This window comes from Halodesulfurarchaeum formicicum (genome assembly GCF_001886955.1).
Classification (GTDB): domain Archaea; phylum Halobacteriota; class Halobacteria; order Halobacteriales; family Halobacteriaceae; genus Halodesulfurarchaeum; species Halodesulfurarchaeum formicicum.
In genome coordinates this window covers 164,154-176,284 of the sequence record NZ_CP016804.1, presented here as the reverse complement: position 1 = coordinate 176,284, position 12,131 = coordinate 164,154, and the positions used below count along the sequence as shown (strand labels likewise).

The window sequence follows — 12,131 nt, the reverse complement described above, 5'->3', positions numbered from 1 at the left end:
AGGTGCGCCGCTACTCGACGGCGACCGTCCGGGTCTCGGTCAGCGGCTGGAGCGGGTGGTCGGGGAAGGTAATCGTTACGGCGTAGGTGAGTTCGTCGTTGTCCGAACCGAACACGCCCACCGGGACCTGTTCTACGTCTGTCACGTAGTTGACCGACCGGGTCATCTCGACGCCGTTGACCGTCACCCGAATTCCCAGCCTCGCGCCGCCCCCGACGTTCCGAACCGCGACCTGCTGGAGGTCGTTCTCGCCGGCCGAAACGGTCTCGGGGAAGGCCCCCCAGTCGATCTCGACCCGGGGGAGTCCGGCCGCGTGGTTTGTCACCGAGCGGGCGACTTCCTCGCCCAGCCCGGCCTCGACGAGGCCGGAGACGCCCGCCTCGACGACTGCCCCGGGGTCGGTGAGTCCCGCCTGGGCGAGTCGTTGCCCGCGGCCGGCTCCGATCCCGTCGATCGCGGTGAGCCCGACCGCCTCGGGCGGGACCCCCGTCTCGATCCGGGCCTGGAGCCGTCGCGTGAGGTTCGCGCCGGCGGGGCGGTCGAACCGGTCGAAAAAGGCCCGGACCGCAGCCAGCAGCCGGAGTGCGTTCTGGCGGATGACCCAGGCATCCGACCGGAGTTCCGGCGGCAGGTCCCCGTCCATACTCGCTTGCAGGATCGCCAGCACCTTTCGAGCGCCCGGATCGAGCGAGCCACCGGCCGAACCCAGCACGCCGTCGATCGCCTCGCGTTCGGCCTCCCGGGCGCTCACGCTGTCGAACTCCTCGGCTCGGGCCACGGCGGCGAGCACCGGCTCTGCTGCCGGTTCGCTGTCCACGAGGTCGCGGAATCGCTTCGCGGTGGGAAGCCGGAGGTAGTAGCCCGAGGCGAGTTGCCCCAGCGGAGTCGAGGACAGCCCCAGGTCAGGATCGGTCTCGACGAAGCCGCGATCGAGCAGGTCATCGAGGACCGCACGCACCCGCTCGCGCACGTCCTCGTATGCCTGCTCGCCCGGGGCATACCCCGCTCGCTGGAAGTAGAAGGTCGTCTCCAGCCAGTCCATCACGTCCCCCAGGCCCTCGATCGTCCCCAGCGCGATCTCGGCGTTGACGTGTTCCGGAAGGCTCTCGGCCAGGCGGGATTCGATCTCCTTGCCGTCCCGCAGGAGCCGACGGTATTTGTCCGCCTCCGCCCGGTCCGCGACGACCCAGCCATAGCCCACGTCGTCGTAGCCGGGCCGCCCCGCCCGCCCGAGCATCTGGAGGATGTCCAGGGGACTCATGTCCACCTCGCCCTCCAGCGGGTCGTGCAGTTTGGTATCACGAATCACGACACAGCGGGCGGGCAGATTCACGCCCCAGGCGAGCGTGGAGGTCGAGAACAGGAGATCGATCTTGCCCGCCCGGAACCAGGCCTCGACGTGGTCCTTGTCCGACTTCGAGAGCCCCGCGTGATGAAAGGCCACCCCGTCGAGCACCGACTGGCGGAGCGTGTCGTTGTCAAGAACCTGGGTCTCTGAGTGGAAATCATAATCCCCGCGAGCCCCGACCGGGATGTCCCGCTCGGCGATCTCGTCGCGGGCGGTCTCCGCGGCTTTGACGGTGTCCTGTCGCGAGGAGACAAAGACCAGTGCCTGGCCGTCCTCGGTGAGATGGGGTTCGGCCAGGTCCAGCGCAGTGTACAGCCGCCGATACTTGTCCGCGAAGGCGTTCTCGCCGTGCGTGTAGGTTTCGACCCCGGCGTGGAGGTCGACCGGCCGATAGCTGGGCCCGAAGTCGAAGGTCGCGGCCTCGGGGGCCTCCAGCCAGGCGGCGACCTCCTCGATGTTCTCCATCGTGGCCGAGAGCGCGACGATCCGGGGATCGACGAGTCGACGCAGCCGCGAGACGACGACCTCCAGAACGCTGCCCCGCGACCGTGAGTCAAGCAGGTGCACCTCGTCGATGACTACCACGTCCACGTCGGTCACAAACGAATAGCGTGGCGTGTCGTGCTTGCGGGTGGCCGAATCGACCTTCTCCGGAGTCATCACCAGCACGTCCGCGCGCTCGGCCCGACGGGGGTTGAGATCCCGCTCGCCGGTGACGACATACACCGAGTGCCCGAGCTGTTCGATGCGTTCCCACTCGCTTTCCTTCTCGTTGGTGAGCGCCCGCATCGGGGCGATGAAGAGCGCGGTCCCGCCCGCAGCCAGCGCCTTGATGATCGCGAGTTCCGCAAGCGCCGTCTTCCCGCTGCCAGTCGGCGCGCTGATCACGACGTTGTCCTCGCGTTCGAGGACCGCCGGCAGGGCCGTTCGCTGCATCTCGTTGAAGGAATCGAAGGGAAATACGTCGGCGAATTCGGGCACGACCTCGGCGACGTCCATCTGTCGTGGGAGAGGAGTGGTCCGCGCAAAGGCGTTTCGTCCCGTCGGGGAAGGGAATACCTCAATACCCCTCCGCCGGAAGGGGCTCACATGTCCGGAGAGAATGTCACGCATACGGAACTCGCGATCGTCGGGGCGGGGACGGCCGGCTACGCGGCGGGAATCAGGGCGGGTCAGCTCGGGCTCGACGTCACGCTCATCGAGGCCGGAGCGTTCGGCGGCACCTGTCTGAACTTCGGGTGTATCCCATCCAAGGCACTGATCCACGCCACCGACGTGGCCCACGAAGCCAGCCACGCCGAGGAGATGGGTGTCTACGCCGACCCCGAGGTCAACTTCGCCGAGATGGTCGAGTGGAAGGACGGGATCGTCGACACCCTCACGGGTGCCGTCGAGAAACTCAACAAGGCAAACGGCGTGAACGTAATCGAAGGGACGGCCACCTTCGAGGACGAGCACAGCCTCGCTGTGGACCTGGCCGATGGCGAAACCGAGTCCTACGAGTTCGACAACGCGCTTGTGGCAACCGGCTCGCGGCCCATCGAGGTGCCCGGGTTCGAGTTCGACGGCGAGTACATCCTCTCCTCGAAGCACGCACTCGCCCTCGAGGAACTGCCAGAAGAACTGATCGTCGTCGGCGCGGGCTACATCGGGATGGAGCTCTCGATGGTCTTTGCCAAACTCGGCGTGGACGTGACCGTCATCGAGATGCTCGATGCGATGCTCCCGGGCTACGACCGGGATTTGATCTCGCCGGTCGAGGACCAGGCCGAGGCCCTGGGCATCGAGTTTGCGTTCGGCGAAGCCGCAAGCGACTGGTCGGAAGACGGCGACGGCCTGGTCCTCGAAACCGAGACCGAGGACGGCGAAGTCACCGCCTACGAAGCGGACAAAGCCATCGTGGCGGTCGGTCGCGAGCCGGTCACCGATTCGGCGAACCTCGAAGCCCTCGGAATCGACTTCGACGACCACGGCTTCGTCGAGACCGACGATCAGGGCCGGACGACCACCGACCACGTCTTCGCCGGGGGCGACGTGATCGGCGAGCCACTCCTTGCTCATGCCGGAACTGCCGAGGGGCTGGTCGCCGTCGAGGCCATCGCTGGCGAGGACGCCTCCATGGCCGACCGGGCCATCCCGGCTGCCGTGTTCACCGACCCGGAGATCGCCATGGTCGGGCTCTCCGCAGCCGAGGCCGAAGACGCGGGCCATAACACCCGGATCGGCGAGTTCCCATTCCGGTCGAGTGGCCGGGCGCTCACCACCGGCCACCAGGACGGATTCGTCCGGATCATCGGCGACGCGGACGACGGCCGGGTCCTCGGAGCCCGGATCGTGGGCCCGAAGGCCTCAGAGCTGATCGCCGAACTCGGGCTGGCCGTCGAGACTGGCGCAACGATCGAGGAAGTGGCCGAGACGGTCCACACCCACCCCACCCTCGCGGAGTCGACGATGGAGGCCGCGGAGAACGCCCTCGGCCAGGCGATCCACACGCTGAACCGATAGGCCCGACGGTCTTTTCCCCCACGACGCTGTATCGAAGGACATGACAACGGTGACACTGGGTCCCGAGGGTACCTATTCACACCGCGCCGCGACCGCGGTCGCGGACGATGAAATTGCGTTCACGGAGTCGGTTCACAGCATCGTGAGCGGCGTCGCCGGCGGGAAATTCGAGCAGGGAGTGGTCCCGATCGAGAACAGCATCGAGGGATCGGTCACGGAGAGTCTCGATGCGCTCGCGGACGCCGACGTGGCGGTGACCCGGGAGATCGTCACACCGATCCGCCACGCGTTGCTCGCCCAGGGCGAGGACTTCGCTACCGTCGCCAGTCACTCCCAGGCGCTGGCCCAGTGTCGGGACTACCTGCTTGGGACCTATCCGGAGGCCGACCTGGAGGCAGTCGCCTCGACGGCCAGCGGGGTCGAACGGGCCCGCGAGGACCCCACCATCGCTGGTATCGGCCACCCGGACAACGCCGGGGACGGCCTGCAGGTCCTCGCCGAGGACATCCAGGACCAAAACTCGAATGCCACCCGCTTTTTCGCCATCGCCGGCCCCGAAGCCCGCTCGGTGTCCGGGGGCAAAAGTTCCCTCATCGTCTACCCGAACACCAACTATCCCGGCCTGCTCCTGGAGCTTTTGGAGCCCTTTGCCGACCGGGACATCAACCTCTCGCGGCTCGAATCCCGACCCAGCGGCGAGCGACTCGGGGATTACGTCTTCCACATCGACCTGGAAGCGGGGCTCTACGAGGAACGGACCCAGGCGGCGATCGCGGAGATCGAGGAGTTCGCCTCGGAGGGCTGGGTCAAACGAATGGGCTCGTATGACGTCGAGCACGTCGTCTGAAAATGTGATTTGGGGGACATCTTTTTGCCGACTCGACACGTAGTTTCGATTGCATGACCCGACGATCCAACCCCTTCGAGGAGATCGAGCGTCTGCTCGAGCGCATGAGCAATCAGTTCGAGGATGTCGACCAGATACAGTCCCTGGAATCGGCCTGGCCAGGCCGACTCAAGGTCGATCTAGCGGAGTTCGATGACGCCTACGAGGTAACCGCGGACCTGCCCGGATTCGAGAGCGAGGACATCGACGTGGAGTTGCTCGACGACCAGCTTCACATCTGTGCCGAGCGGAAGACAGAAACCGAGGAAGCCGAGGCGGGGCGCTACATCCGCCGCGAACGCAGCGAACGCTCCGTCGATCGGCGGGTGAGCCTCCCCGAGCCAGTCGAGGCCGAGACCGTCGAGGCGTCGTTCAAGAACGGCGTGCTCACCGTCTGTCTCCCCAAGGCCGAGGGAAGCGAGGAGTCACACACCATCGAGATCGAGTAACGACCGGGCGCTGGTTTTGGCCGGCCGTGTCACAAGCCATTTTAGAGCGGCCGCGAGACCCATTGGTATGGACTACACCCCCCGGGACATCGAGCGGAAGTGGCAGGAGCGCTGGGCGGAACGCGGCCGGTACGAGGCCGATCCGGACGACGGGGAGGCGACCTTCGTCACCGTGCCCTACCCCTACCCAAGCGGGGGAATGCACATCGGACACGCCCGCACGTACACGGTCCCGGACGTGTACGCCCGCTATCGCCGCCTGCAGGGAGACAACGTCCTCTTCCCCATCGGGTGGCACGTCACCGGCACGCCCATCGTCGGGGCGGTGAACCGCCTGCAGAAGGGCGAGGAGGAGCAACTTTCGGTGCTGCGGGACACCTACAACGTCCCCGAGGACGAACTCGAATCCCTGGAGACGCCGATGGGTTTTGCCCGGTATTTCATCGAGAACCACTACAAGACGAACATGCAGTCCCTGGGGCTCTCGATCGACTGGCGGCGGGAGTTCACCACCAACGACGAGCGGTACTCGAAGTTCATCACCTGGCAGTACGAGACCCTGCGGGATCGGGGCCGCCTGGAGAAGGGCCTGCACCCCGTCAAGTACTGCACCGAGGAGGAAAACCCGGTCACGACCCACGACATCCTGGAGGGCGAGGAGGCCGAGTTCCAGGAGTACACGCTCATCAAGTTCGGTCACGACGGGGCGACCATCCCGATGGCCACCCTGCGACCCGAGACGGTCCGGGGGGTCACCAACGCCTACATCCTCCCGGAGGGCCAGTACGTCGAGGCGACAGTCGACGGCGAGGACTGGATCGTCTCGAAAGCCGCCGTGGAGAAACTCGAACTCCAGCAACGCGAGGTCATCGTCAACCGCGAGTTCGCCGGCGAGGAACTGGTCGGCGAGACCGTCACCAACCCGGTCACCGGGGAGGCGGTCTTGATCCTGCCGGCCGCGTTCGTCGATCCGGACAACGCCACGGGGATCGTGATGTCCGTCCCGGCCCACAGTCCGGACGACTGGGTGGCCCTCCAGGCGGCCAAGGCCGACACGGAGCGAATGGCCGAGTACGGGATCGACCCCGCAGCAGTCGAAGCCATCGAGCCCCGGTCGATCATCGACGTGGAGGGCTACGGCGAGTTCCCGGCCAAAGACGCCGTCGAGGAGTTCGGCATCGAGGACCAGGACGACCCGGCCCTGGAGGAGGCGACCCAGCAGGTGTACAACCGGGAGTTCCACGCCGGCCAGCTCAAGGCGATGTACGACGAATACGCCGGCGAAGTAATCGAGGACGTCCGGGACGAACTCGCTGCCCACTTCCAGTCCCAGGGGGCCTTCGACACGATGCATGAGTTCTCCGAGGACGTGGTCTGTCGGTGTGGCGGGACAGTCGAGGTCGCCAAACAGGAGACCTGGTTCCTGCGCTACAGCGACGAGGATTGGAAGGAAGAGACCCGCAAGATCGTCCGGAACATGGACGCGATCCCGGAGAACACCCGGGAGCAGTACTACCACACGATCGACTGGCTCAACGAGTGGCCCTGCATCCGCAACTACGGGCTGGGCACCAAACTCCCGTGGGACGAGGACTTCGTGATCGAGCCCCTCTCGGACTCGACGATCTACATGGCCTACTACACGATCGCCCACCGGATCGAAGACGTGCCCACCGAGGATCTCACCCGGGACTTTTTCGACACGCTGTTCTACGGCCCGGACGCGGTCGAAACCCCCGACGAGCGGGCCCTCGAACTGCGCGAGGAGTGGGACTACTGGTATCCCGTGGACTACCGCTGCTCCGCGAACGACCTCATCTCGAATCACCTCTCCTTCTATCTCTTCCATCACGCCGAACTCTTCGAGGAGCCCCAGTGGCCCCAGGGCATCACCATCATGGGCATGGGCCTGCTCGAAGGGACGAAGATGTCCTCCTCGAAGGGCCACGTCGTTCTCCCGACCGACGCCATCGAGGAGTACGGCGCGGACACGGTCCGCTTTTTCCTGCTAAACTCCGCGGAGCCCTGGCAGGACTACGACTGGCGGGCCGAGGACGTACAGGGCACCCGCGACCAGCTCGCCGGATTTTGGCGACGGGCCCAGGAGATCATCCAGAGCGAGGTGCCCGAGACCCAGCCGGAACTGGAGCGCATCGACCGCTGGCTGCTCTCCGAGCTACAGGGCATAATCCGCAAGGTGACCGACGCGATGGAGGGATTCAGTACCCGGCACGCGAGCCAGGACGCCTTCTACCAGCTCGAAGAGGTGCTGCGCTGGTACCGCAAGCGCACCGACCTCGACCGTCCCGGCGCACGCTGGACGCGCGCGGAAGTCCTCCGGACCCGGCTCCGGCTGCTCGCCCCCATCATCCCGTTCATGACGAACGAACTCCACGAGCAACTGGCCGGCGAGCCCGTCGAGGACGCCGCCTGGCCGGAGCCGGACCCCAGCCTGGAGAGCGAGGTCGTCGAGACCGAAGAGCGACTGATCGAGGCCGTCACCGAGGACGTGCGTGACATCGTGGACGTCACCGGCACCGACCCCACGGAGATCCGGCTCTTCCTGGCCGCGGACTGGAAACACCGGGTCTTCGAGACCGTGCTCGAAACCGGCCCCGATCAGGGCGCCGCGATGAGCGAGGTCATGTCCGATCCCGAACTCCGAGAAAAAGGCGAGGCCGTCAACGACCTCGTGGGAAGTCTGATCGAGGTGGTGCGAGAACGCAGCGAGGAAGAGATCGAGGCGCTCTCGGAGATCGACGAGACCGACCTGTACGAGGAGGCGGCCCGCTTCCTCGCCCGGACCTACGACGCGACAGTCGCGGTCGTCCCCGAGTCAGAAACCGAGGCGTCGAAAGCCGAACAGGCAGAACCGTTCCGTCCGGCAATTCTCCTGGAGTAGTTAGACCCCGAGCAGGTCGAAGTCGGTCCCGATTCCTTCCTCGGTCGCGTGCTCGTAGACCACGTGGGCCGCGGCGACGTCCTGAATCGCCAGGCCGGTGCTGTCGAAGACGGTGACACCGTCGATGCCCTCGCGGCCGGGCTTGTTCCCGGCGACGATCTCGCCGATCTCGCCGTAGATGTCCGCGTCGTCGATGACCCCCTCGTGGAACGGGACGTTGATCTCGCCCGAGTGAGTGCACTGCTCGTAATCGTCGATGACGATCGTCGCGTCCTGCATGAGGTCATCGGCCAGTTCCTGCTTGCCCTCGGCGTCGGCGCCCATCGCGTTGATGTGAGTGTGCTCGCCGACGTCCGCGGCGCTCACGATCGGCTCCCGGACGGGTGTTACCGTCGAGAGCACGTCGCAGCTCGCGGCCTCGCTGACCGAGCCGCCGCGAACGTCGAACCGGTCCTCGAAGTGATCGATGAAGGCCTGGACGGCCTCGTCGTCGACGTCCGAGACCACGACCTCCTCGATGTCCCGAACCGTCGCGACGGCCTCGAGCTGGGTGTAGGCCTGGATCCCGGCCCCGACGATCCCCATCGAGGAGGCGTCCTCGACGGCGAGGTAGTCGGTCGCGACGCCGGCGGCCGCGCCGGTGCGCTTTTTCGTGAGGACCGTCCCGTCGATCAACGCGAGCGGATAGGCCGTCTCCGGATCGCTGTAGATGACCGTGCCCATGACGGTGGGCAGGTCGAACTTCTCGGGGTTGTCCGGGTGGACGTTGACCCACTTGATCGCAGCCGCGTCCCAGTCCTCGGTTTCGAGGTAGGCCGGCATCGAGCGGAAGTCGCCGTTGTACTTGCGGAGATCCACGTAGGACTTCGCGGGCATCTGGGCGTTGCCGAGCTCGTAGGCCCGGAACGCGTCCTCGACACCGGCGATGAGTTCGTCCATGGGCATCTCGCGGTCGACCTGGTCACCGTTCAGAAGGCGCGTTGTGCGCGCTGGCATATCTGGAACTTTGACGAGGGCGTACTTATATGGCGGCGAATTCGTTTTTCCATCCCCCAACGCCCTGGTCAGTCCCAGAACACCGCGGCCTGTGCCTGCTGGGTTTCGGTCTCCGCAACCGCGGTGTAGGGCGCTTTGAGTTGGTCCGGACTGTACGCGTCGATCATGGAGATCGCCCGTGCGAACCACGTGAATAGCCCGCGGCGATAGATCGCCTGCTGGGTCTCGATCGAAGCCCCACGATAGACGTGAATCGTTCCGCCCGCCCGGAGGTTCCGAACCGAACGCTCCAGAATACCGGCCGCCACGAGCGGATCGAGGTGATTCGAGACGGTACTCTCGCTCAGATCGCTCAGTTCCGCGACCTCGGCGACCGTCGTGGGTTCGTCCATCAGCACACAGATACAGACGAGAATGCGGGTTCGGGAGAGACCAAAGATCTCCCGCCAGAGCGTTTCGAGATCGGGCGGCTCGATAATGGGCTCCTCGGGGTGAACCGGAGTCATGGCCTCGCCACAGCAGCGGAGTTCGTCCGGCCGGTGCACGGCCACGAGCGTGTTCGCACACGACTCGCACTCGAAGACCTGGGCCGCTGGAGTTGTCATAGCCACAACTTGTTCGAGGGACAATGTAAATTCGAGGGCCAGGACGGATGCCCGCGTTCGGCAGTCAAGCCCGTGAAATGTACCCCTACATAAGGATTGTGCGCTCACCAGCCCGAAACTGGCGAGCGACATAGACCTATGGTACCCTGGCTCGTACCCACGGGTGCAATGCCACTCAAACTGGACTGTCCCGTCGACGGCTGTGACGGGTTCTGTCAGGCCGGCACCGAGGAGGAAGTCATGGAACAGGCCCGCGAACACGTCGAGAGCGCCCACCCCGAGATGGAGTTGGACGAGGCGACGGTGAGCCAACTCCAGGACAGCATCTACGAGGTGTAGTCGGCGCGTCTTTTTCGAACGGGAGAACAGACGAAATCGGCAGCAGACGGTTCGGGCGTGGTGGGCCGTGTTACAGAGCTCACTTGCGGAGCGTAGAGGTCCGTTCGTTATTCTCCGCGAGGTTCGTTATTCTCCGCGAGGTTCGTTATTCTCCGCGAGGTTCGTTATTCTCCGCGAGCACTGAGTGCTCGCGGTCGCGCCCGCGGACTACCGCGCGGCCTGTGGCCGCGCGACAGGAGCAGGCGCGTTTTAGTGCAGGTTTTGCCGAGGGGCGCCGAAGGCGCCCCGCAGAGCAAAACGTGCGTTTACATCGCGCCGCCCATGCCACCCATACCGCCCATACCGCCCATGCCGCCGCCCATGCCACCGGCACCGCCGGGGCCGCCAGCGGGCATGTCGTCATCGTCGTCACCGTCGACGGCCCCACCCTTGAGGTCGCCGGCGGCGATCACGTCGTCGATGCGGAGGATCATCACGGCGGCCTCCGTGGCGGACTCGATCGCCTGGGTCTTCACGCGGAGGGGCTCGACGACACCTTCACCTTCCATGTCGACCACGTCGCCCGTGTAGGCGTCCAGCCCGGCACCGGTCGAGCCGCTGTCGTGCTGGCTGCGCAGGTCGACCAGGGAGTCGATCGGGTCGTGACCCGCGTTCTCGGCCAGGGTGCGCGGGACGACCTCAAGCGCATCGGCGAAGTGCTCGATGGCCAGGGCCTCGCGCCCACCGACCGAATCTGCGAAGTCCCGAAGCTCCAGGGCAAGCTGGGTCTCGGGGGAGCCACCGCCGGGGACGACCTTGCCGTCCTCCAGGGTGACCCGAACCACGTGCATCGAGTCCTCGATGGCTCGCTCGACCTCGTCGACGACGTGTTCCGTGCCGCCCCGCAGAATCATCGTGACGGACTTGGCTTCCTCGACGTCCTCGATGAAGATGCGCTCGTCGCCACCGACGTCACGCTGGGCGATCGAACCGGCCTGCCCGAGGTCCTCGCTGGTGATGTCACGGACGCTGGAAACCGGGGTCGCACCCGTGGCGCGGGCGAGGCGGGTCATGTCGTCGGACTTGACCCGCCGGACGGCGAGAATGCCCTCCTGGGCCAGGAAGTGCTGGGCCATGTCGTCGATACCGCCGTCGACGAAGACCACGTCGGTGTCGACCGCGACGAGGGCATCGACCAGCTCGCGGAGCTGGGCTTCCTCGCGCTCCAGGAACTCCTCGAGCTGATCGGGGTCGGTGACGTTGACCTCGGTGTCGATCTCGGTCTCCTCGACCTCCAGCCCGGAGTCGACGAGCGCGACGTTGGCGTCCTCGACCGCGTAGGGCATGTTCTCGTCGACGCGAGTCTTGTCGACGATGACGCCCTCGACCAGTTCGGAGTTGTCGATGGAGCCGCCGACGACCTTCTCGACTTTCACGTTGTCCGTGTCGATGCCAGTCTCGTCGGCGACCGACTGGACGGCCGAGACAACCAGCGAGGAGAGGGTGTCCTTGGCGGTTTCTGCACCCTTGCCGGTCATCGCCGTCGCGGCGATCTGTTCGAGGTGCTCGGTGTCCTCGGTGGAGATCTCGATAGCCTGCTCCTCCAGGAGGTCCTTGGCCTCCTCGGCGGCCTCGCGGTACCCCTGGGCCAGCGTGGTCGCGTGGATGTCCTGGTCGAGCAGGTTCTCGGCCTCCTTCAGGAGTTCGCCGGAGACGATGACGGCGGTCGTGGTGCCGTCACCGACCTCGTTCTCCTGGGTCTCGGCGACCTCGACGATCATGTTGGCCGCCGGGTGCTCGATGTCCATCTCCTTGAGGATGGTGACGCCGTCGTTTGTCACCACGACGTTGCCCGTCGAGTCGACGAGCATCTTGTCCATGCCTTTCGGGCCGAGTGTCGTGCGGACGGACTCGGCGACGGCCTTGCCGGCCGTGATGTTCATCGACTGTGCGTCTTCGCCGGATGTTCGCTGGGACTCCTCGGAGAGAACGATGAGGGGTTGATTACCCATCTGTGCCATGTTCGAGAGGGAGTTGTTTTGCCATTCTATATAAGTGCTTTGGACGAGCACGAAAACCGGCGGCCCAGCGCCCCAGAAGTGTGTAACCCACTCACATAGAA

9 protein-coding genes are annotated in these 12,131 nt (G+C 65.7%); 5 read left to right on the top strand and 4 right to left on the bottom strand.

Annotation, left to right across the window (positions count from 1 at the left end; all coding sequences use genetic code 11):
* Positions 1-10 precede the first annotated feature (10 nt).
* Complete coding sequence (locus HSR6_RS00880; protein ID WP_071932555.1) at positions 11-2,347, bottom strand: DEAD/DEAH box helicase; 2,337 nt, start codon at positions 2,345-2,347, stop codon at positions 11-13.
* Positions 2,348-2,437: 90 nt separating this feature from the next.
* Here HSR6_RS00880 and lpdA point away from each other — a divergent pair, with 90 nt between their 5' ends.
* The 4 genes from lpdA to leuS all read left to right on the top strand — a co-directional run bounded on the left by lpdA (position 2,438) and on the right by leuS (position 8,090).
* Complete coding sequence (gene lpdA, locus HSR6_RS00875) at positions 2,438-3,853, top strand: dihydrolipoyl dehydrogenase (protein ID WP_071932554.1); 1,416 nt, start codon at positions 2,438-2,440, stop codon at positions 3,851-3,853.
* Positions 3,854-3,893: 40 nt separating this feature from the next.
* The gene (pheA, locus tag HSR6_RS00870; protein WP_071932553.1) at positions 3,894-4,700 is read left to right on the top strand and encodes a prephenate dehydratase; all 807 of its coding nucleotides are present in this window, start codon (positions 3,894-3,896) and stop codon (positions 4,698-4,700) included.
* 53 nt (positions 4,701-4,753) lie between these two features.
* Positions 4,754-5,188 (top strand): Hsp20/alpha crystallin family protein, encoded by a 435-nt coding sequence (locus HSR6_RS00865; protein ID WP_071932552.1) that lies wholly within the window; start codon positions 4,754-4,756, stop codon positions 5,186-5,188.
* A 67-nt stretch (positions 5,189-5,255) separates the two neighbouring features.
* The gene (leuS, locus tag HSR6_RS00860) at positions 5,256-8,090 is read left to right on the top strand and encodes a leucine--tRNA ligase (protein ID WP_071932551.1); all 2,835 of its coding nucleotides are present in this window, start codon (positions 5,256-5,258) and stop codon (positions 8,088-8,090) included.
* Here the strand turns inward: leuS and HSR6_RS00855 are convergent, their stop codons facing one another.
* The gene (locus HSR6_RS00855; protein WP_071932550.1) at positions 8,091-9,086 is read right to left on the bottom strand and encodes an ornithine cyclodeaminase family protein; all 996 of its coding nucleotides are present in this window, start codon (positions 9,084-9,086) and stop codon (positions 8,091-8,093) included. It abuts the gene before it with no gap.
* 68 nt (positions 9,087-9,154) lie between these two features.
* Positions 9,155-9,691, bottom strand: a complete 537-nt coding sequence (locus HSR6_RS00850) for a helix-turn-helix domain-containing protein (protein ID WP_071932549.1) — start codon at positions 9,689-9,691, stop codon at positions 9,155-9,157.
* A gap of 168 nt (positions 9,692-9,859) precedes the next feature.
* Here HSR6_RS00850 and HSR6_RS00845 point away from each other — a divergent pair, with 168 nt between their 5' ends.
* On the top strand, positions 9,860-10,030 hold the full coding sequence (locus HSR6_RS00845) for a DUF1059 domain-containing protein (RefSeq protein WP_071932548.1): 171 nt from the start codon (positions 9,860-9,862) through the stop codon (positions 10,028-10,030).
* A gap of 305 nt (positions 10,031-10,335) precedes the next feature.
* Here the strand turns inward: HSR6_RS00845 and thsA are convergent, their stop codons facing one another.
* Complete coding sequence (thsA, locus tag HSR6_RS00840; protein ID WP_070365884.1) at positions 10,336-12,021, bottom strand: thermosome subunit alpha; 1,686 nt, start codon at positions 12,019-12,021, stop codon at positions 10,336-10,338.
* Positions 12,022-12,131: the final 110 nt, after the last annotated feature.